The organism is Streptomyces sp. NPDC001068 (assembly GCF_042897315.1).
GTDB lineage: Bacteria > Actinomycetota > Actinomycetes > Streptomycetales > Streptomycetaceae > Streptomyces.
This window is the reverse complement of record NZ_JBIAYD010000001.1, coordinates 335,691-354,942: the sequence shown is the minus strand read 5'-3', so window position 1 is coordinate 354,942 and position 19,252 is coordinate 335,691. Positions and strand designations below refer to the sequence as shown.

The 19,252-nt window shown below is 73.3% G+C and carries 18 protein-coding genes and 2 tRNA genes; 10 read left to right on the top strand and 10 right to left on the bottom strand.

Going from position 1 to position 19,252, the window contains the following annotated elements; genetic code table 11:
• Positions 1–49 precede the first annotated feature (49 nt).
• Positions 50–706, top strand: a complete 657-nt coding sequence (locus tag ACFY3I_RS01620; RefSeq protein ID WP_390858852.1) for an LURP-one-related/scramblase family protein — start codon at positions 50–52, stop codon at positions 704–706.
• 148 nt (positions 707–854) lie between these two features.
• Here the strand turns inward: ACFY3I_RS01620 and ACFY3I_RS01615 are convergent, their stop codons facing one another.
• Together ACFY3I_RS01615 and ACFY3I_RS01610 are read right to left on the bottom strand one after the other, a co-directional pair.
• The gene (locus ACFY3I_RS01615) at positions 855–1,814 is read right to left on the bottom strand and encodes a hypothetical protein (protein WP_390858851.1); all 960 of its coding nucleotides are present in this window, start codon (positions 1,812–1,814) and stop codon (positions 855–857) included.
• On the bottom strand, positions 1,811–2,611 hold the full coding sequence (locus ACFY3I_RS01610; RefSeq protein ID WP_390858850.1) for a phosphatase PAP2 family protein: 801 nt from the start codon (positions 2,609–2,611) through the stop codon (positions 1,811–1,813). Before ACFY3I_RS01610 ends, ACFY3I_RS01615 begins: the two co-directional genes overlap by 4 nt.
• A 250-nt stretch (positions 2,612–2,861) precedes the next feature.
• On the opposite strand from ACFY3I_RS01610, the gene ACFY3I_RS01605 reads away from it, so the two are divergent.
• Positions 2,862–3,512, top strand: a complete 651-nt coding sequence (locus ACFY3I_RS01605) for a TetR/AcrR family transcriptional regulator C-terminal ligand-binding domain-containing protein (protein ID WP_365294194.1) — start codon at positions 2,862–2,864, stop codon at positions 3,510–3,512.
• Between the two features lie 117 nt (positions 3,513–3,629).
• Here the strand turns inward: ACFY3I_RS01605 and ACFY3I_RS01600 are convergent, their stop codons facing one another.
• On the bottom strand, positions 3,630–4,796 hold the full coding sequence (locus ACFY3I_RS01600; protein WP_390858849.1) for a DUF2510 domain-containing protein: 1,167 nt from the start codon (positions 4,794–4,796) through the stop codon (positions 3,630–3,632).
• 465 nt (positions 4,797–5,261) lie between these two features.
• On the opposite strand from ACFY3I_RS01600, the gene ACFY3I_RS01595 reads away from it, so the two are divergent.
• Positions 5,262–7,943: an ATP-binding protein gene (locus ACFY3I_RS01595; RefSeq protein ID WP_390858848.1), complete on the top strand. Its 2,682-nt coding sequence runs from the start codon at positions 5,262–5,264 to the stop codon at positions 7,941–7,943.
• Positions 7,944–7,986: 43 nt separating this feature from the next.
• Here ACFY3I_RS01595 and pcaD read toward each other — a convergent pair whose 3' ends face one another.
• The 4 genes from pcaD to pcaH are packed head-to-tail and all read right to left on the bottom strand — an operon-like array spanning position 7,987 to position 11,827.
• Complete coding sequence (gene pcaD / locus ACFY3I_RS01590; protein WP_390858847.1) at positions 7,987–9,105, bottom strand: 3-oxoadipate enol-lactonase; 1,119 nt, start codon at positions 9,103–9,105, stop codon at positions 7,987–7,989.
• Positions 9,102–10,448, bottom strand: a complete 1,347-nt coding sequence (gene pcaB / locus ACFY3I_RS01585; RefSeq protein ID WP_390858846.1) for a 3-carboxy-cis,cis-muconate cycloisomerase — start codon at positions 10,446–10,448, stop codon at positions 9,102–9,104. Before pcaB ends, pcaD begins: the two co-directional genes overlap by 4 nt.
• On the bottom strand, positions 10,445–11,047 hold the full coding sequence (pcaG, locus tag ACFY3I_RS01580) for a protocatechuate 3,4-dioxygenase subunit alpha (protein WP_390858845.1): 603 nt from the start codon (positions 11,045–11,047) through the stop codon (positions 10,445–10,447). The genes pcaB and pcaG overlap by 4 nt, the downstream gene beginning before the upstream one ends.
• Before the next feature lie 6 nt (positions 11,048–11,053).
• Complete coding sequence (gene pcaH / locus ACFY3I_RS01575; protein ID WP_390858844.1) at positions 11,054–11,827, bottom strand: protocatechuate 3,4-dioxygenase subunit beta; 774 nt, start codon at positions 11,825–11,827, stop codon at positions 11,054–11,056.
• 192 nt (positions 11,828–12,019) lie between these two features.
• On the opposite strand from pcaH, the gene ACFY3I_RS01570 reads away from it, so the two are divergent.
• A complete protein-coding gene (locus tag ACFY3I_RS01570) occupies positions 12,020–12,487 on the top strand; it encodes a MarR family winged helix-turn-helix transcriptional regulator (RefSeq protein WP_390858843.1) in 468 nt (155 codons plus the stop codon).
• Here ACFY3I_RS01570 and ACFY3I_RS01565 read toward each other — a convergent pair.
• Both ACFY3I_RS01565 and ACFY3I_RS01560 read right to left on the bottom strand, forming a co-directional pair.
• Positions 12,484–13,458, bottom strand: a complete 975-nt coding sequence (locus ACFY3I_RS01565; RefSeq protein ID WP_390859408.1) for a DUF3048 domain-containing protein — start codon at positions 13,456–13,458, stop codon at positions 12,484–12,486. The two genes, ACFY3I_RS01570 and ACFY3I_RS01565, sit on opposite strands and share 4 nt — an antisense overlap.
• A 131-nt stretch (positions 13,459–13,589) precedes the next feature.
• Positions 13,590–14,654 carry an ATP-dependent DNA ligase gene (locus tag ACFY3I_RS01560; protein ID WP_390858842.1) on the bottom strand — a complete coding sequence of 355 codons (1,065 nt, stop codon included), beginning with the start codon at positions 14,652–14,654 and terminating at the stop codon, positions 13,590–13,592.
• 154 nt (positions 14,655–14,808) lie between these two features.
• Here ACFY3I_RS01560 and ACFY3I_RS01555 point away from each other — a divergent pair, with 154 nt between their 5' ends.
• The 3 genes from ACFY3I_RS01555 to ACFY3I_RS01545 all read left to right on the top strand — a co-directional run bounded on the left by ACFY3I_RS01555 (position 14,809) and on the right by ACFY3I_RS01545 (position 17,718).
• On the top strand, positions 14,809–15,366 hold the full coding sequence (locus ACFY3I_RS01555) for a hypothetical protein (RefSeq protein ID WP_390858841.1): 558 nt from the start codon (positions 14,809–14,811) through the stop codon (positions 15,364–15,366).
• Between the two features lie 175 nt (positions 15,367–15,541).
• A complete protein-coding gene (gene ligD / locus ACFY3I_RS01550) occupies positions 15,542–16,561 on the top strand; it encodes a non-homologous end-joining DNA ligase (RefSeq protein WP_390858840.1) in 1,020 nt (339 codons plus the stop codon).
• 119 nt (positions 16,562–16,680) lie between these two features.
• Entirely contained in the window at positions 16,681–17,718 is a 1,038-nt protein-coding gene (locus ACFY3I_RS01545) for a LacI family DNA-binding transcriptional regulator (protein ID WP_390858839.1), read from the top strand.
• A gap of 11 nt (positions 17,719–17,729) precedes the next feature.
• On the opposite strand, the gene ACFY3I_RS01540 is transcribed toward ACFY3I_RS01545, so the two are convergent.
• Positions 17,730–18,518: a VOC family protein gene (locus tag ACFY3I_RS01540; RefSeq protein WP_390858838.1), complete on the bottom strand. Its 789-nt coding sequence runs from the start codon at positions 18,516–18,518 to the stop codon at positions 17,730–17,732.
• 220 nt (positions 18,519–18,738) lie between these two features.
• Between ACFY3I_RS01540 and ACFY3I_RS01535 the strand changes: the two genes are divergently transcribed.
• The 3 genes from ACFY3I_RS01535 to ACFY3I_RS01525 all read left to right on the top strand — a co-directional run bounded on the left by ACFY3I_RS01535 (position 18,739) and on the right by ACFY3I_RS01525 (position 19,251).
• Positions 18,739–19,032: a WhiB family transcriptional regulator gene (locus ACFY3I_RS01535; RefSeq protein WP_365294244.1), complete on the top strand. Its 294-nt coding sequence runs from the start codon at positions 18,739–18,741 to the stop codon at positions 19,030–19,032.
• 64 nt (positions 19,033–19,096) lie between these two features.
• Positions 19,097–19,168 (top strand) — tRNA-Gly (locus tag ACFY3I_RS01530).
• Between the two features lie 11 nt (positions 19,169–19,179).
• Positions 19,180–19,251, top strand: a tRNA-Ala gene (locus ACFY3I_RS01525).
• Position 19,252: the final 1 nt, after the last annotated feature.

Here is a 19,252-nt window from a genome sequence, read left to right as displayed (position 1 = left end):
CATCGTGCGGACTGATCAGGTACCGGTCAGCCCGGGGTAATCTGCCCCGGTGACCACGCAATCGAACACACCTGCAGACTCGCACCCCGATCCGAACGGTGCGGCCCAGACACTCTTCACCGAGCCGGTCCTGGTGGTGAACCAGAAGGCCAAGCTGATCGAGCTGACCAACGAATACAAGGTCATGGACCAGCACGGCCGGGAGATCGGCTCGGTGGTCGAGGTCGGGCAGAGCGCGCTGAAGAAGATCCTGCGCTTCGTCTCCAGCCTCGACCAGTACATGACCCACCGGCTGGAGATCCGCGACGCGCAGGGACAGCCGCAGCTGCTGCTGACCCGGCCGGCGAAGATATTCAAGTCGCGGGTGATCGTGACGCGCCCGGACGGCTCGCAGGTCGGTGAGATCGTCCAGCAGAACATGATCGGGAAGATCAACTTCGCGATGATGGCCGGGGGCCAGAAGGTCGGCGCGATCAAGGCCGAGAACTGGCGCGCCTGGAACTTCGCGATCGTCGACCACGCCGACCAGGAGGTGGCCCGGATCACCAAGACCTGGGAGGGGCTCGCCAAGACGCTGTTCACCACGGCCGACAACTACGTGCTGCAGATCCACCACCAGCTGCCGGAGCCGCTGCGCAGCCTGGTCGTGGCGACCGCGCTGACCGTGGACACGGCGCTCAAGCAGGACTCGCGCGGCCTGGGCTGAGGTTCGGCGGGGGCAGGGGGCCGGGGGCGACCTGAGTGGCCCGCGGCGGTTCGGGCGGGCGCCGGGGCGGCCGCGGTTGCGTCTGCGTTGTGGCTGATCGCGCGGTTCCCCGCGCCCCTGACGGGATGATTCCCGTCAGGGGCCTCTTTCAGAGTGCCGTGAGGTGCTCGGTCCCCGGCTTCTGCCGGGGCAGCAGCGCCTGTTCCGCCGCCACCCGGGCCTCCTCCAGGGCCAGAACGGCGGCCACCGGGTGCTCGTCGTCGTCCGGTTCCACGATCCGGGCCGCCGCCGGGGTCACCCGGGTCAGCAGGATCACGCCGTAGGAGGCGAGGCCGGCGCCCGCCAGGGCGAGCAGGACGCCCGTCGCCCCGCCGTGCAGGCCCTGCCCCAGCAGGGTCAGGCCGATGACCGCCGCCGCCACCGGGTTGGCCAGGGTGACCACCGCCAGGGGCGCGCCCAGGCCGCCCCGGTAGGCCGTCTGGGAGAGCAGCAGGCCACCCACCGCGAACGCCGCCACCAGAAGCGTGACCACGATCACCTCGACGCTCAGCGCCGGTCCGGAGCGGTCCGTCGCCGCGACCGTCACCGTCTGGGTGAGGGCGGAGGCGACCCCCGACGCGAAGCCGGAGGCGGTCGCGTGCCGCAGGCCCGGACGGGCGCCGGGGCGCGAGAGGCCGCCGATCAGGACCGCGGTCGTACCGGCCACCGCGAGTGCCTCGGTGAGGCTCAGCACCCGATGGGGCGCCGGGCCGGACGCCGTGACCAGCAGGGCGGCCAGACCGAGCAGGGTCAGGGCGGTGCCCCGCCACTCCCGCGCGCTGACCCGGCGCCCGGCCACCCGCGCGCCCATCGGCACGGCCGCGACCAGGGTGAGTGCGCCCAGCGGCTGCACGAGGGTGAGCGGGCCGTATTTGAGGGCCACGACGTGCAGGAGGGCCGCGCCCGCGTTCAGGCCCACCGCCGCCCACCAGGCACCGGACCCGAGCAGTCGGACCAGACCCGTCCCGGCGCTCCTCGACGCGAGCCGCTCCTGGGCGACCGCGGCGGCCGCGTAGGCGACGGCCGACACCAGGGAGAGCAGGACGGCGAGCAGGGCCGCGGTGCTCATCGGCCCGCCCCTGCCAGTGCGGGCTCCTCGGAGACGAGCCGCGGGGTGCCGGTGCCGCGTCCGGCCGTGGTCGTCGTGCGGTGGGGCGGGTGGATGAGGGCCAGGGCGGCGCCGAGCATCACGGTGGCGGCGATCGCGTCCAGCCAGTAGTGGTTGGCGGTGCCCACGATCACCAGCAGGGTGACCGCCGGGTGCAGCAGCCACAGCCAGCGCCACCGGGAGCGGGTCGCCGCGATCAGGCCGATCGCCACCATCAGGGCCCAGCCGAAGTGCAGCGAGGGCATCGCCGCGAACTGGTTGGAGAGGTGGTCCCGGGCGGGCGGCCCGTAGACCGAGGGGCCGTACATCCGGGCGGTGTCGACCAGGCCGGTCGCGGCCAGCATCCGGGGCGGCGCCAGCGGGAAGGTGAAGGGGAGCACCAGGGCGGCCGCGGTGACCACGGCGAGGACCCGGCGGGCCCAGACGTAGTGCGCGGGCCGCTTCACGTAGAGCCAGACGAGGAAGCCCAGCGTGGCCGGGAAATGAATCGTCGCGTAGTAGGTGTTGGCGAGGTGGACGAGGGTGTCGCCGTGCAGCAGTGCGGACTGCACGCCGACCTCCGAGGGCAGGTCCAGCGTCCGTTCCAGGTCCCAGATCCGGTGGGCGTTGTGCAGTGCCTCGGTGGTGTGGCCGGTGGCCAGCTGCCGCCCGAACTTGTAGACGAGGAAGAGTCCCGCGACGAGCAGGAACTCACGGACCAGCGGTGGCCGGGCTATCGCCCCCGGCTCCGCTGCTGCCGGCTCGGACTGGGATCGCATCCCAGGCCCCCTCACTGACGGTGGTGCTGGAGCCCGGACGGTGGTCCGGACCCGTTTGGATCTCCTACGCGATACGCAAGCGTACCGATACGCGGCTGTACCGATACGCCACTGTACCGATACGGTCGAGTACCGGTACAGTGACGTATCGATAGACGTGGGCCACACTGGTTGTAGGTTTCCGCCCGGGCCGAACGGCGGGCGGGCAGCAGATGATCCGAACGTGATGCGCGAGTGAGGAGTAGGGCACATGACGTCGCAGGCCGCGGACGAACCGGAGACGGTCGCCGCCTCGCGCCGCTCCAAGATCACGCCGGAGCGTGAACGGGAGTTCTTCGACGCCGTGCTCGAACAGATCCGTGAGTGCGGCTACGACTCCGTGACCATGGAGGGCGTCGCCAGCAGCACCCGCTGCAGCAAGTCGACCCTCTACCGGCAGTGGAAGACGAAGCCGCAGTTCGTGGCGGCCGCGCTGCGGGCGACCCGCGACGTGCGCTTCGCCGGTGTCGACACCGGTTCGCTCGCCGGGGACCTGCGCGAGGTGGCGCGGGCCGCGGGGGACTGGTCGGGCAAGGACACCAAGCTGCTCTCGGCGCTCAGTCACGCCCTGCACTCCGACATGGAACTGGCCCTCGCGCTGCGCGAGGCGCTGGTCGGACCGGAGATCGCCGCGCTCCAGGAGATCCTGCGCCGCGGTGTCGACCGCGGCGAGGTGCCCGAGGGCCTGCCGGCGCTGGACTACGTGCCCGCCATGATGTTCGGCGTGCTGCGGGTACGGCCGGTGCTCACCGGCGAGTACGCCGACGCGGCCTACCTCGTCTGCTTCGTGGATGCCGTGGTGCTGCCCGCACTCGGACTCGCCCAGACCCAGGCCGCCGTCCACGGGATGACTGGACGGTGACCTGTTCGCGCCGCACCGTGGGGACGGGGGCGGCGCGCACCCCCCGGCCGGGTGGGGTTCCCCTTTGAGCGGAGGGGCGCTCCACCCGGCCGTTCGACGTCCCGGCGCCCCGACGGGTCAGACGGTCTGACCGTCGCCGCCGCCGGAGGACACCCTGATGCCCTGGGTGATCTCGTCGATGACCGACTGCTTCTGGCCGACGTCCACACCGAACCGCACGACCACGATCTGCCGGGCGTTCGAGGGCGACGGGAAGGCCAGCGACTCGACGTAGCCGTCCGAGCCCTTGCTGGTCACCGCCTTCCAGCGGACCAGGTAGCCCTTCTGCCCGGCCACGGTGACCGCCTTGGAGGCCAGCACCTCGTGCGAGGTGATCGAGCCGTACGTCTTGCCGCCGTACGACTCCGAGGCGTTGGCCGAGATGTCCGCCTTGGCGACCTCCTCGGCGGTGTCGCCCTTGGTGCCCAGCGCCAGCGCGGGCGCCGAGTAGGCACCGCCGGTGGTGCAGGACTGGGAGGTGTCGCCGGGGCACTTGTAGGAGTCGTCGGAGGTGATCTGGGCGCCGACGTTGATGACCTGCCCGGTCCAGCCCTTCGGTACCGGGATGCCGATGGCGTTGACGGAGTCGGACACCGTGCCGCCGCCCTGGACCTTGGGCGCCTCGGACTGACCCGGCGCCGGCGAGCCGCCGTCTCCGGAGCCGCCCGAGTCGGAACCGCCGGATCCCGAGCCGCCCGAGCCGCCGAAGGGGAAGCCCTGGCCGCCGTTCTGGCCCTCGGGGCCGCCCTGCCCGGAACCGCCGCTCTGCCCGCCCGGGTTCCGCTGCGAGGCCTGCCCGCCACCGTCGCCGTCGGCGGTGAGCGCCCACGCGCCCACCCCGATCGCGGCGAGGACCGCCACGGCGATCCCGACGGCCACGCCGGTGCGCAGCCCGCGCCTCCCGGTGGCCGGCGGCGCCGGGTAGCCGGGGTATCCCGGGTAGCCCTGGTATCCGGGAGGGCCCTGGTATCCGGCAGGCCCCGGGTACGCCGGGTATCCCGGATGCGTCTGGCGGGCCGCGTCGGCCGGGTCGGCGGTGCCGGCCGGGTCGGCCGTGTCTTCGGGGCGGGGCGAGGCCGGGTCGGGCGAGGCCGGGGGGTGCGTCGGGGGACCCCAGTCGGCACCCGACCCGGCGGGGCGGGTCCGCTCCGTCCACGCCTTGCCGTCCCACCAACGCTCACTGGCCGGACCGTCACTTGTCTGCCCGGGGTCGGGGTACCACCCGGGGGGAGTCACCTGCGTCATGCCCCCACCGTATGAGGCATCGGTGAAAGTCGGATGAGAGGATCCGGCGACTTTCGGATGAGTCACCTCGATGAACCGCCTCGGACCCGTCCCCCCTCACGTCCGCAAGGGGTGCCGTCCGGCGGTCGGTGCCGGTTCGCGGGCCGTGTGGGTCTCGGCGCGGGTGGTGTCCGGCGGTGTTTCGGTGACGCGGCTCGGCGACGGCGTCCCCGCGCCTGTCGTCGGTGTCCTCAGAGGGGGGTGATTCCGCCGCCGTGCCGCCCGAGTCCGTCAAGTCGGCTTATTTTGCCGGGTATTGACGGTCCGTTCGCTCGACAGAGGCAGGTCGGGGCCGTCACGCGTCGTTCCGGCGCACCCGCGGTCACCCGACACGGCAACAGCTGCCCGGACCGGCCGCCGGGCGGCCGACGAGGGGACTAGGCTCGTGGCCCGTACGTCGTTCGGGCGACTTGGGGAGGCAGCGGGATGACGGAGGACCAACTCCCGGAGGGCTCCGCCGCGCCACTCTGGGAGCGCGACACGGAGATCGCCGCCGTCACCGGCGCGCTCGACCTCCTGTGCGCGGACCGGACCACCTCCGGGCACGTGCTCGTCCTGCGCGGTGAGGCCGGGCTCGGCAAGACCGCGCTGCTGGCCGAGACGAGGCGCATCGCCGAGCGCCGTGGCTGCACCGTCTGGTCCGCCCGCGGCGGCGAGACCCTGCGCAGCGTCCCCTTCAACGTCGTACGGCAGCTGCTCCAGCCCGCGCTGGTCTCCCTGCACCCGGACGAGGCCCGCGAGTACCTCGGCGACTGGTACGACATCGCCGGCCCCGCTCTCGGCATAACCGACCCCGGCGGACGCCACGCCGACCCGCAGGGCGTCTGCGACGGATTGGTCGCCGCCGTCCGCCGGCTGGCCAGACGGGACTGGCCGCTGGTGCTGCTGATCGACGACGCGCACTGGGCCGACCAGGAGACCCTGGCCTGGCTGGCCGCCTTCGCGGAGCGCCTGGACGACCTGTCCGTGCTCGTCCTGGTCGCCCGCCGCCCCGGCGAGGTCAGCGGGGACAGCGCCCGCTACCTCGACACCGTGGCCGCCGCGGCCGCGACCCCGGTGCGCACGCTCAGCGCCCTCACCCCGGACGCCACCGCCGGACTCACCCTCGCCACCCTCGGCGCGCACGCCGACGCCCCGTTCTGCCGCGAGGTCTGGGCCGTCACCGGCGGCAACCCCTACGAGACCGTCGAACTCCTCGCCAAGGTCCAGGACAGCGAGGTCGAACCCGTCGAGGCCCGGGCCGGCGAACTGCGCGCCCTCAACCGGTCGGCCCGCGGCGGCGGACTCGTCACCCGCCTGGAGGGCCTCGGCATCGACGCGACCCGGTTCGCCTGGGCCGCCGCCATCCTGGGCACCGGCATCTCCGTCGACCTGGTCTCCCAGCTCGCCACCATGAGCGTGCCGGACGCCGAACGCTGCGCCGACCTGCTGCGCACCGCCCGCATCCTCACCGCACCCGACCCGGCCGGGTCCCGCCCGAACACCGGTGACCTGGAGTTCGTCCACCCGCTGATCGCCACCGCCGTCTACAACTCCATCCCCCCGGCGATGTGCACCGCCATGCACGGCATCGCCGCCCAGATCGTCATCGACGACGGCCGTGGCATCGCCGAGGCGTCCCGCCATCTGCTGAAGGTGCATCCGGACGACGACGAGGAACTCGTCCAGCAGTTGCGCGACGCGGCCAAGGAACACCTCGCCGTCGGCGCCCCGGACGCGGCCCGCCGCTGCCTCGAACGGGCCCTGGTGGAACCGCCGCTGCCCGAGGTCCACGCGCGCGTGCTCTACGAACTGGGTTGCGCCACCCTGCTCACCAAGCCCGCCGTCACCATCGGCCACCTGCGCAACGCGCTCGGCATGCCGGGCCTCGGCGGCGCCGAGCGCGTCGACGCCGTCTTCCGGCTCTCCCAGGCCCTCCTCCACAACGACCAGCTGGAGGAGGCCGTCCGCACGGTGGAGGCGGAGGCCGCCCGGCACGAGGAGGGCCCGGCCCGGCTCCGGCTCCAGGCCGTCCAGTTCATGTGGGAGGGGATCGCCGGCGAGCCCGTCTCCCCGCGCCGCTCCGAACGCCTCGGCGCGCTGGCCGACACCTGCACCGGCCGGGACAACTCCGAGCGAGCGCTCCTGATGCTGCGCGGCTTCGACCTCCTCGTCCAGGGCGAGAGCGCCGAGGAGGTCGTGGAACTGTGCGACCGCGCCCTGGTCAACGGCAGGCTCGCCCCAGGACTCGGCTGGACCGACACCGAGTGGGGCATCGAACTGCTGCTGATGCTCGCCAACGCCTACGTCTACACCGACCGTCTCGACCGCGCCGAGAGCCTCTACAACGAGGCCCTGCGCGCCTACGAGTCCGCCGGCTGGAGCGGCGGCCATCTCGCCCTCGCCCACGCCTACGTGGGCCTCGGACACCGCAGGCGCGGCCGGCTGCGGGACGCGGAGACGTCCCTGCGGGAGTCCCTGCGGATCGCCGAACGGGTCGGGCGCAGACTGCCCCTGTACTGGACCGCCACCTGCAACCTCATCGACACACTGCTCGCCCGCGGCCATGTCGATCAGGCCTGGGAGACGGCCGAACAGTACGGCTTCGCACCGCCGTACCCCTCCACGATCGTGATGCCGGACCCGCGGTCCGTGCGGGGCCGGCTGCTGCTCGCCGTCGGCCGTACGAAGGAGGCCGTCAACGAGCTGGAGGCCGCGGAGAAGGCTGCCGTCGCGCGCGGCCACTCCAACCCGGTGGTGGTGCCCTGGGCGCTCGATCTCGCCCGGGCCCTGGCGGTGGAGGACCCGACGCGGGCCGCGCGGCTGTCCACCGACGCCCGCCGGCAGGCCGAGCGGTTCGGCACGGACACGGCCATCGGAGAGGCGCTGCGGTGCGCCGCCGCGCTGGAGACCGGGCAGCGTCAGGTGCGGCTGGCCTCGCAGGCGGTGGCCTATCTGGAGGCGTCGCCGTGCCAGTACGAGCACGCGGCGGCGCGGGTGGAGTACGGGATCGCCGCGCGTTCGGTGGCCGAGCTGAACCGGGGTCTGTCGCTGGCCCGGTCGTGCGGGGCGGACGGGCTGGTCGCCCAGGCGCGGGAGATGCTGGACACGGGCCGCGGGCTGCGGTGAGGGGCGCGCCGCCCGGTCCGGGTGCCCGGGGGCTCCGTCGGGTTCACCCGTCGTCCTCCGCCAGCGCCCGCCGGGCCGTCGCGAACGCCGCGTTGGCCGCCGGGACCCCGCAGTACACGGCCGTCTGCAGCAGTACCGCACCGATCTCCTCCGGGGTGAGCCCGTTGCGCCGGGCGGCCCGCACGTGCATGGCCAGCTCGTCGTGGTGGCCGTACGCGACCAGCGCGGTCAGGGTGATCATGCTGCGCTCGCGGCGGGAGAGGGTGGGATCGGTCCAGATCTCGCCCCAGGCGTAGCGTGTGACGAAGTCCTGGAAGCGGGCCGTGAGCGGCGTCTGGCGGGCCTGTGCCCGGTCGACGTGCGCGTCGCCCAGCACCTCCCGGCGCACCGCCATGCCCAGCCCGGCCCCGCCGTCGAGATGCGGGCGGAGCGCGGTGAGGACGGCCTCGGGACACTGCGCGGGCGCCAGATGGGAGGAGTCGGGCAGTTCGACCAGCGTGGCCGTCGGCACCGCGTCCGCGATCTCCCGCAGATGCGGCGGCGGGGTCGCCGGGTCCTGACGGCCCGCGACCAGCAGGGTGGGTACGGCGATCTCGCCGAGCCGGTCCCGCAGGTCGAAGGCGCCCAGCGCGTCGCAGCAGGCGGCGTACGCCTCCGGGTCCGCCGTCCGCTGGTCCTCGACGAGACGCGGCACGGTGAAACCGGGCGTGAACCAGCGGCCGTCCGCGCTCTCCGCGAGCCACTCCACACCTTCCCGGCGTACCCGTGCGGCCCGCTCCACCCAGGGCTCCGACCCGTTGAAGTGGGCGGAGGAACAGATCACGGCGAGCGACTCCAGCCGTTGCGGGTGATGGACGGCCAGGTGCAGTCCGACCGCGCCGCCCAGCGACACCCCGGCATAGCCGAACCGCTCGGCGCCGAGCGAGTCGGCGAGCGCCAGCACCAGGTCCGCGAGGTCGCCGACGGTCGCCCCGGCGCTGATCAGGCCGGGGGCCGCGCCGCCGTGCCCCGGCAGGTTCCAGCGCACCACCCGGTGGCGGGCGGACAGTTCGGGCGCCACCGCGTCCCACAGCGCGAGGGAGGTGCCGAGCGAGGGCCCGAGCAGCAGCGGGGGAGCGGACGCGGATCCCTCGGTGCGGTGGTCGAGGAGGTCTTCGGTCAACGTCGCTCCAGTGCACGGTCGGTGAGGGCGCCGGCCCGGCCCGTGGCGTGGGCCGGGTCGGTCGCGCCTTCGAGGTCGATGTCCTTCAGTTCGGGCTCCTGTGCGAGGAGTTCGGGCAGGGCGCGGTTCTCGGCGCGCGTGCGGCGGGCGAGGCCGGTGAGCAGTTCCTTCGCGCGGGCCCGGCCGAGCACGGGGGCCAGTTCGGCGGACAGCCGCTCGGAGAGGATCAGCCCGCGGGTGAGGTCCAGGTTCCGGCGCATCGCCTCCGGGTGCACGCGCAGCCCCTCCGCCAGCTCCGCCGTGTCCCGGGCCGCGCCCCCGACGGCACGCAACAGGTCCCGCAACGGCTCCCACTCGGCGTGCCAGGCACCGGCCGGCCGCTCGTCCTCCGCGACCAGCGAGCCGTACAGGACGGCCGCGAGCTGCGGGGCCCGCCGGGCGGCGGCGACGACGAGGGTGGACCGCACGGGGTTCGCCTTGTGCGGCATCGCCGACGAACCTCCCCGGCCGCCCTCGGACAGCTCGCCGATCTCGGTACGGGACAGCGTCAGCACGTCCACGGCCACCTTGCCCAGCGCGCCGGCCGTGAAGGCGAGGCATCCGGCCAGGTCGGCGACGGGTGTCCGCAGGGTGTGCCACGGCAACAGGGGCGCGGTGAGGGCGAGTTCGCGTGCGAATACCGCGGGCAGTTCCGCGGCGCGTTCCCCGCCGTCCGCGCCGTACCCGTCGAAGGCCGCCAACGTGCCCGCCGCGCCTCCCAGTTGGGCGGGAAGCGAGCTTCTGACCCGCGACACCCGGTCCCGGGCGTCGAGGACCAGCGAACGCCAGCCGGCCGCCTTCAGCCCGAAGGTCGTCGGCACCGCGTGCTGGGTGAGGGTGCGGCCGGGCATCGGCGTGTCGCGGTGCTCGGCGGCCGACCGGGCGAGCGCCCGTTCGGTGCGTCCGAGGTCGGAGAGGACCAGGTCCAGGGTGCGGGCGGCGACCAGCATCGTCGCCGTGTCCATGATGTCCTGGCTGGTGGCGCCCCGGTGCACGTACGGCCCGTACTCCGTGCCGACCGCCTCGGTCAGATCGGCGACCAGCGGGATGACCGGATTGCCGCCGGCGCGGGCGCGCACCGCGAGGCCGGTGACGTCGAAGCGGGCCGGATCGGCCGCCTCCGTCACGGCCGCGGCGGCCTCGGCCGGGGCCAGCCCCAGGGCCGCCTGGGCCCGGGTGAGGGCGGCCTCCGCGTCCAGGAGGGCCCGCAGATAGGCGCCGTCGCCGGTCGCGGACGCGGCGGCGGACGCGGACCACCCGGGACCCAGGAGCCCGGTGTCGTCGTCGTGACCCACTGTTGTCACTGGAACTCCAGGAAGACCGTCTCGCCCTCGCCCTGAAGGCGGATGTCGAAACGGTAGGTCCCCGGGCCCTCCGCGGCGGCGATCAGCGTGTCGCGTCGCTCGCCCACCCGGGTGAGCAGCGGGTCGGCGGCGAGTGCCGCGTCGTCGCCCGGCAGGTAGATCCGGGTGAACAGGTGCACCAGCAGCCCGCGCGCGAACACGCACACGCCGAGACAGGGCGCGCTGTCGCCGCGGGCGCCGGGCCGCAGCGTCCGCACGTACCAGTGCCCGTCGGCGTCCGTCTGGATCCGCCCCCAGCCGGTGAACTCGACGCCGTTGCGGCCGAGATGGTCGCCGGTCGCGGCGTCGCGCCGCATCGAGCCGTCGGTCGTGGACAGGTTCCCGTCGGGGTCGGCGCCCCACACCTCCACGAGCGCGTCGGGCACCGGGGAGCCCGCGCCGTCGAGGACGTACCCGTGGACCGTGACCGTGTCGGGGTGTCCGAGGGGGGCGATGTCCTCGCCGCCGCGGAAGGGCAGCGCGTGGCCGTAGAACGGGCCGACCGTGTGCGAGGGGGTGGGCAGCACCTGCCGCGGGCCGTTCGTGTCGGTGTTGGTCATGGCCGGTCAGCGTCCTTCCTCGGCCCAGGTGGCGTACGGGCCGTCCAGCACGATGTCCCAGTGGTAGCCCATCGAGAACTCCGGCACGGACAGGCTGTGGTCGTAGGCCGCGACCAGGCGCCGGCGGGCCGCGTCGTCGGTGACCGACTGGAGGATCGGGTCGTGGGGGAACAGCGGGTCGCCCGGGAAGTACATCTGGGTCACGAGCCGCTGCGTGAACGCCCTGCCGAACACCGAGAAGTGGATGTGCGCCGGCCGCCACGCGTTGAGGTGGTTGCGCCAGGGGTAGGGGCCCGGCCGGACGGTGGTGAAGCGGTAGCCCCCGTCGGCGTCCGTGAGGGTTCGGCCGACACCGGTGAAGTTCGGGTCCAGCGGAGCGTCGTGCTGCTCCCGCCGGTGGGCGTAGCGGCCCGCCGAGTTGGCCTGCCAGACCTCGATCAGCTGGCCGCGGACCGGTCGGCCGTCCCGGTCCAGCAGCCGCCCGGAGACGGTGATCCGCTCACCGATGGGCTCACCGTCGTGCTGCCTGGTCAGGTCGCTGTCCGTCCCGGTGATGTCCCGCTCCCCGAAGGCGGGGGAGTGCAGTTCCACCAGCTCCGGATCCCGGGCGGTGTCGATGGCGACCGGGGGCCGGCCGGGATGCCGCAGGAGGGAGGACCGGTAGGGGGCGTAGTCCCGGCGGGGGTGGTGCTCGACGGGCGCGCCCTCGGCGACGCGCTTCTCGTAGGCGGCCCGTTCGGCGGCGATCTCGGCGTCGATGTCGGCCTGGGTGAGAGTCATGGGAGGTCCTGGGCCCCGTTTCGGTCGAGGAATTAATCAGGGCACTGAGTATTTCGGTGAGGTGTCTGTCACGCTGCCACCGCTCCATCCGCCCGTCAAGAGCAGGGATGACGGCAGACGGGTGGCCGAGTGCGGCCCGGCATCGAGGCGTATCGTTCAGTGCACCGATCAGTTCCGACCTTGGGGGCGCACATGGCCGCGGTGGACCTCACCACCCACCCCGGGCACCTGGCCCGGCGGCTGCAGCAGGCCCACCACCTGCTGTGGAACACGATGGTCTCGGAGGAGATCACCTCGCCGCAGTTCGCCGTCCTGAACGCGCTCGTCGCCGAGCCGGGGCTGGACCAGCGCACGGTCGGGGAGCGGGTCGGGCTGGACCGGTCGACCATCGCCGAGGTGATCGGACGGCTCGGCCGGCGGGGGCTGCTCGACAAGGTGCGCGACCCGCGGGACGGCCGCCGCTTCCTGCTGCGTCTCACCGACGACGGACTGCGCTCCCACCGCAGGCTCACGGTGCGCACCGCCCGGATGAACCAGGTCTTCCTGGCCCCGCTCTCGGCCGCCGAGCAGGGCCTGTTCCTCGATCTGATCCGCCGCGTCTCGGACGCGGCCGAGGGGCTGCGCGATCCCGGGGAGCCGCCCCTCCTCCCGCAGCCCTAGGCCTTCGCGAACACCACCCACACCTGACCGGTGGCGAAGGGCAGCGGGCTGCCGTCCGCCGCGGTGAACGCCGTACCGTCGGTGGCCGTCCGCCGGTTCCAGACGGCCTCGTAGGACCGCCCGTCCCGCAGTACCTCGGCCTTGCCCGTCCCCACCGTCTCGGTGTACGGCGTGGGGTTGCCGAGCACGTCGTGATAGGCGGAGGTGCGCACCCGCACGTGCTGCACCACGACCGTCGCGGCCGCGACCCGCGCGCCGGACGTGGTCCGGGCCGGGGTGCCGTCCATCGACACCAGCCACCGCTGCCGGGCGGCGGACCAGGTGAAGGTGAAGCGGGCCACCGGGTACCGCACGGTGCGGGTCGCGGTGACGGTGCCGCCGGACGGGGCCGGGCCGTACCGGAACCCGGTGGTGAGGGCCGCCCTGCCGGGGGCGCCGGACATCAGCCGGGCGGGGCGCAGGTACAGGTTGTGCGGGGCCGGCTTGTCGCCGCCCCGGTAGTAGGCGCCGGACGCGGTGTCCGGGGTCCTCGGCCGCAGCGGTGCCCCGTCGATCAGCGGGAGCAGCTTGCGCTGGGCGCCCGAGAAGGCGAGCGTCGGCCGGTCGAACTGGCGCAGCAGTTCCAGATCGGACTCGCGGGCGCTGCGCACCGGGCCGACGACCTCGGGCAGCGTGGTGGCGTACACCGCCATCAGCCGGCTGAGCCCGCCCTCCACCTGCTCCGCGTACACCACGTCGGCCGAGTCGAGCCCCGTCTGGGGGCGCGCCGCGGCGACGTTGTCGATCTTCACGGCCAGCACCGAACCGGTGCCGGCGCTCCGCCGCTCGTCCGGTGTCGCGCTGCCGTGCGGTGCGCGGCCGTCGTCCGAGGGGCCCTGCCGGGTGCAGCCGGCGGCGAGCGAAGCCGTCAGCGCGGCCGCGGCCACGGCGGCCGTCAGCACGGTCCGGCGCGTCGGCGCCCCGTGTCCCATGCCCACAGTTGCCACCCCGTTCGTCCCCTTGATTGTGTGCTCATCGGGTCACCGGTGGCCATACCCGGTCGAAACCGATCACGCACCGCCGGGACGACCGATCGGGGGAGAGGCCGGGAGGAGGGGGAGGGCTACGACCCGAGGATCTCCGCGAGGTCGTACCGCACCGGCTCCTCCAACTGCGCGTAGGTGCAGCTCTCCGGCGTACGGTCCGGGCGCCAGCGGCGGAAGCGGGCCGTGTGCCGGAAGCGGGCCCCGTTCTCCATGTGGTCGTACGCCACCTCGGCCACCCGCTCCGGCCGCAGCGGCACCCAGGACAGGTCCTTCTTGCCGGACCAGCGGCTCGGCGCGCCGGGCAGCCGGGCCGACTCGTGGGCCGCCTCCTCCGACCAGGCCGCCCAGGGGTGCCCGGTGACGTCGTCCATGCGCAGCGGCGCCAGTTCCTCGATCAGCTCCGCCCGGCGCTTCATCGGGAACGCGGCCGAGACGCCGACGTGCTGGAGGGCGCCCCGGTCGTCGTACAGGCCGAGCAGCAGCGAGCCGACCACCGGGCCGCTCTTGTGCAGGCGGTAGCCAGCCACGACGACGTCGGCGGTCCGCTCGTGCTTGATCTTGAACATGGCCCGCTCGTCCTGGCGATAGCCCAGCGTCAGCGGCTTGGCGACGACCCCGTCGAGGCCGGCGCCCTCGTACTGGTCGAACCACCGCCGGGCGATGTCCGGATCGGTCGTCGCCGGGGCCAGGTGGACCGGCGGGGTGACACCGGCCAGCGCCGCGGTGAGCAGGGCGCGGCGGTCGGTCAGCGGAACGTCCAGCAGGGACTCGTCGGCCAGTGCCAGCAGATCGAAGGCGACGAACGAGGCGGGCGTCCGCTCCGCCAGGGCACGCACCCGGGAGTCCGCCGGATGGATCCGTTCGCTCAGCGCGTCGAAGTCCAGCCGGCCCTCCCGTGCGATCACGATCTCCCCGTCCAGCACGCACCGCTCGGGCACCCGCTCCGCGAGCGCCGCCACCAGCTCGGGAAAGTACCTGGTCAACGGCTTGCCGGTGCGACTGCCGAGTTCCATCTCGGCGCCGTCCCGGAACACGATCGCGCGGAAGCCGTCCCACTTCGCCTCGTACTGCATGTCCGGCGGGATCGTCGCCACCGACTTGGCGAGCATCGGCTTCACGGGTGGCATCACCGGCAGATCCATGCCACGACTCTACGAGCGGACCCCGGGCACCGCGCGTCGCGCGGCACGCCTTTTCCCGGCACCCGTTGATCACAACATGGACACATGATCGGCACGGCGCCCACACGAACGGCATGATGCTCACTCGGTACACACGCTTCACGGGGGAACATCCATGCGTATCCGTACGACCGTCGCCGCCGCCCTGCTGCTGGCCGCGACCGCCACGGCCTGCACCGGCGGGGGCGTCGCCACCTCCGGGTCCGTCGCGTCCCGCCCGTCGGCCGACCCCAAGCCGCTCGCCCTCGGCTCCGGGCGGCACTGGAAGGACATCGACGGCGACGGCAGCCACATCAGCGCCACCACGTCCGCCGTCGGCTACACCCAGCCGGCCAAGGGCGTGCACCTCCCCACCAACCTCGCCGACTTCCCGGACTCCGAGTGGGCCGTGCTCGAGGTGAGGACCTGTGTCGACGCCGGCAGCACCAACGTCATCGTCGCCCAGTCCCCCTGGACCCTGCGGCTGCGGGACGGCACCGAGGTCAAGCCGCTCGGGCTCAAGGGGTACGGCGTGCCCGCGCCGACCTACCCGGTCTCGGCGGGCACGGTGCGGCCGGGCGACTGCCTGCGCGGGAAGATCACCTTCGGGATGGCCAAGGGCACCCGCCCCGACCGGATCGTCTACGACGTCCGGCGCAGGCCCGCCGTCACCTGGACCGTGCCGCGGTCCTAGAGTCGCGGTCCTAGAGCCCCGGTCCCGGAGCCCCGGTCCCGGAGCCCCGGTCCTGGAGTCACGGTGCTGGAGTCGCGGTCCGGGGTCGCTGTCCCGATGCCGCGGCGGCGGCCGATGCGCGTGGATCGGCCGCAACCGACGTGCGCGAGGCGGGTGGTGGGCCTACCGTGGCCGCATGGGCGATGCGGTGGAACTGGAGGTGGCCGGCCGGACCGTACGGCTGTCCAGCCCCGGCAAGATCTTCTTCCCGGAGCGCGGTTTCACCAAGCTGGACGTGGCCCGGTACTACGCGGCCGTGGCCCCCGGCATCCTGCGCGCCCTTCGCGACCGCCCCACCACCCTCCAGCGCTACCCCGACGGCGTCGAGGGCGAGTGGTTCTACCAGAAGCGCGCGCCCAAGGGCATGCCCGACTGGATCCCCACCGCCCACATCACCTTCCCCAGCGGCCGCACCGCCGACGAGATGTGCCCCACCGAGGAGGCCGCGGTGGTGTGGGCCGCCCAGTACGGCACCCTCACCTTCCACCCCTGGCCGGTGCGCCGCGCCGACGTGGACAGCCCCGACGAACTCCGCATCGACCTCGACCCGCAGCCCGGCACCGACTTCGCCGACGCCGTCCGCGCCGCCCACGAACTACGGTCCGTCCTCGACGAGTTCGGCGGGCTGCGGGGCTGGCCCAAGACCTCCGGCGGCCGGGGGCTGCACGTCTTCGTGCCCATCGAACCCCGCTGGACCTTCACCCAGGTGCGGCGCGCGGCGATCGCCCTGGGCCGTGAGCTGGAGCGCCGGATGCCGGACCGGGTGACGATCAAGTGGTGGAAGGAGGAACGCGGCGAGCGCATCTTCGTCGACTACAACCAGACCGCCCGGGACCGCACCATCGCCTCCGCCTACTCGCTGCGGCCCCGCCCCGACGCCCCGGTCTCCGCGCCCCTGCGCTGGGTGGAGGTCGACGACGTGCGGCCGGCCGACTTCGACCTCGCCACGATGCCGGCCCGCTTCGCCGAAGTCGGCGACGTGCACGCCGACATGGACGAGCACGCCTACTCGCTCGACGCACTGCTCGAACTCGCCCGCCGCGACGAACACGACCACGGACTCGGCGATCTGCCCTATCCGCCCGAGTACCCGAAGATGCCGGGTGAGCCCAAACGCGTCCAGCCGAGCCGCGCCCGTCCCGAACAGCCCTCCTGAACAGCGGACTTGAACGACGGGTCCCGCTTCGGCCGCCACGATGTCCCGCCCGGCGGGCACCCCGGCGTCCCGGCGCCCGGGGCTATGCTGATCGTCAGCCGCCGAGGAGGAGGGCCGAGGTGTCCGAGGCAGTGTCGCGCCCCACGCTGGAGGCCGTGGCCGCACGGGCCGGGGTGTCCCGGGCCACCGCGTCACGGGTGGTCAACGGCGGGGACGGGGTGCGCGAACCCCTCGTCGAACGGGTCCGCAAAGCGGTCGAGGAACTCGGCTACGTCCCCAACCAGGCGGCCCGCAGCCTGGTCACCAGACGGCACGACGCGATCGCCGTCGTCATCGCCGAACCCGAGACCCGGATCTTCACCGACCCCTTCTTCGCACTCCAACTCCGTGGAATCAGCAAGGAGTTGACGGCCCACGACAACCAGCTCGTGCTGCTGCTCACCGAGGGCCGGGACGACCACGCGCGCGTGGCCCGCTATCTCACCGGCGGCCATGTCGACGGCGCGCTCGTCTTCTCGCTCCATCTCGACGACCCGCTGCCCGGCCTGATCGAGGGCGCCGGAGTCCCCACCGTGTTCGGCGGCCGGCCCGGCTGGGGAGAGGGCACCGACAGCGCCGTGTACGTCGACTGCGACAACCGGGGCGGCGCCCAGGACGCCGTACGCCATCTCGCGGGCCTCGGCCGGACCCGGATCGCGCACATCACCGGACCCCTGGACCAGACCTCGGCCGCCGACCGCCTCCAGGGCTACCGGGACGTCATGGCGACCCTGGGGAAGGCCGATCCACGGCTGGTCGTGCCGAGCGACTTCACCCCGGCCGGCGGCGAACGCGCCATGGGCGAGCTCCTCGACCGCTGCCCGGACGTCGACGCCGTGTTCGCGGCCAACGACCTCACCGCGCTCGGCGCCCTGCGCGTGCTGCGCGAGCACGGCCGCCGGGTGCCCGAGGACGTGGCCGTGATCGGCTTCGACGACGTGCTGCCCGTCACCGGACAGACCGAACCGTCACTGACGACGGTCCGTCAGGACATCGAGGAGATGGGCCGGTTGATGGCCCGGATCCTGCTTGCCTCGCTGACCCGGCGCAACCCGGAGGCGGACGCGCCCGCCAGCGTCGTCCTGCCCACGACACTGGTACGGCGCGCCACCGCCTAGGCGTCCGCGTCTCAGCCCTGCTGCTCGCTCCTGATCACCGCGAACCGGGCGCCGTAGGGGTCCGCCAGCTTTGCCATCCGGCCCACGCCCTCCAGGGTGGTCGCCGGCATCCGCACCCTGCCGCCGGTCTGCTGCGCCTTCTCCGCCACCGCGTCCGGGTCCTCGACCTCGAAGTAGGGCAGCCAGTACGCGCCGATCTGCGCCTCGGCCGGATCCTCGGCCAGCGGCACCATCCCGCCGAACATCGAGTCGTCGTCACCGTCGGCCGGGTTGACGCAGGTGTAGGTGCCGCCGGGGAACGGAACTCCGGAGGTCTCCAGACCCAGCACCTTGTGGTAGAAGGCGGCCGCCGCCGCGATGTCCGGGGTGTACAGCTCCACCCAGCACAGCGAACCCGGATCGCCCGCCACCGCCACGCCCTTGGTCCGCCCGGGCTGCCAGATGCCGAAGGGCACCCCCGCCTGGTCGGCGAGGATCGCCAGGTGGCCCTGGCCCATCACGTCCATCGGCTGGGCGAGGACGCTGCCGTGCGCCTGCTCGGCGGTCTTGGCGGTGGCCTGCGCGTCCTCACTCTGGAAGTACACGCTCCAGCTCGGCGGGCCCTGTTCGGGGCTGGTCTGCATCCCGCCGGCGACCGTCCTGCCGTCCAGCTGGAAGAAGCCGTAGCCTCCGGCGTCCGGTCCCGCCGACTGGAACTGCCAGCCGAAGAGGCCGTTGTAGAAGGAGACGGCGCCGTCGATCTCGGGGGTGCCGAGGTCGATCCAGTTGGGAGCGCCGTTGACGAAACGGGTGGTGAGCATCTTCGCCCTCCTCGGAAGGGTCCCGTGCATTGCAGAGCCGAGTCTTGCACCGCCCACTGACAATCGCTGCCGGAGCGCGCCCGCAGGTACCCGGTTACCGTCGGTCACTTGACGGACCCGCCGAGTTTTGGTTCCGTTGCGCGCGCCGCCGTGTGCGGGCGTGGTGCCGACGCGCATGATCGAGGCTGGCGAGGTCCGTCCCGTCCTCGTTGAGCGGGCGTTGATCGAACGTTTTTCGCCGCCCGGCACGATCCTGACCATGCACTTCGACACCACCATCCCACCCCGCACGCCCGTCCCGGACTGGCATGCGCAGGCGCTGTGCGCGCAGACCGGTGCGGACTTCTTCTTCCCCGAGCCCGGCAGCTCGGTGCGCGAGGCAAAGCGCATCTGCGGTATGTGCGAGATGCGTTCGGCCTGCCTCGAGTACGCGCTGGACAACGACGAGCGCTTCGGCGTCTGGGGCGGCCTGTCCGAGAAGGAACGCCTGGAACTCAGGCGCGCCTCCCGCTGACCGCGGCCGCCCCGGAAAACATGCACCGCCACCTGCCGCGTCCGGTTACGATCACGGGACGCGTCCGGACGTAGCGCAGAGGCAGGCGCACCGCCTTGCCAAGGCGGACACGCCGGTTCGAATCCGGTCGTCCGGATCGCGTGCCGAGGTCCTGTAGAGCAGAGGCAGACTCGCCGTCATGGCATGACGGATACGCCGGTTCGAATCCGGCCGGGACCAC

Excerpts from the sequence above, each read along its gene's own strand:
- ACFY3I_RS01615 (WP_390858851.1), bottom strand. The coding sequence starts at position 1,814 with ATGAGCACCGCGGCCCTGCTCGCCGTCCTGCTCTCCCTGGTGTCGGCC.
- ACFY3I_RS01610 (WP_390858850.1), bottom strand. The coding sequence starts at position 2,611 with ATGCGATCCCAGTCCGAGCCGGCAGCAGCGGAGCCGGGGGCGATAGCC.
- ACFY3I_RS01605 (WP_365294194.1), top strand. The coding sequence starts at position 2,862 with ATGACGTCGCAGGCCGCGGACGAACCGGAGACGGTCGCCGCCTCGCGC.
- ACFY3I_RS01600 (WP_390858849.1), bottom strand. The coding sequence starts at position 4,796 with ATGACGCAGGTGACTCCCCCCGGGTGGTACCCCGACCCCGGGCAGACA.
- ACFY3I_RS01595 (WP_390858848.1), top strand. The coding sequence starts at position 5,262 with ATGACGGAGGACCAACTCCCGGAGGGCTCCGCCGCGCCACTCTGGGAG.
- pcaG (WP_390858845.1), bottom strand. The coding sequence starts at position 11,047 with ATGACCAACACCGACACGAACGGCCCGCGGCAGGTGCTGCCCACCCCC.
- pcaH (WP_390858844.1), bottom strand. The coding sequence starts at position 11,827 with ATGACTCTCACCCAGGCCGACATCGACGCCGAGATCGCCGCCGAACGG.
- ACFY3I_RS01570 (WP_390858843.1), top strand. The coding sequence starts at position 12,020 with ATGGCCGCGGTGGACCTCACCACCCACCCCGGGCACCTGGCCCGGCGG.
- ACFY3I_RS01565 (WP_390859408.1), bottom strand. The coding sequence starts at position 13,458 with ATGGGACACGGGGCGCCGACGCGCCGGACCGTGCTGACGGCCGCCGTG.
- ACFY3I_RS01560 (WP_390858842.1), bottom strand. The coding sequence starts at position 14,654 with ATGGATCTGCCGGTGATGCCACCCGTGAAGCCGATGCTCGCCAAGTCG.
- ACFY3I_RS01555 (WP_390858841.1), top strand. The coding sequence starts at position 14,809 with ATGCGTATCCGTACGACCGTCGCCGCCGCCCTGCTGCTGGCCGCGACC.
- ligD (WP_390858840.1), top strand. The coding sequence starts at position 15,542 with ATGGGCGATGCGGTGGAACTGGAGGTGGCCGGCCGGACCGTACGGCTG.
- ACFY3I_RS01540 (WP_390858838.1), bottom strand. The coding sequence starts at position 18,518 with ATGCTCACCACCCGTTTCGTCAACGGCGCTCCCAACTGGATCGACCTC.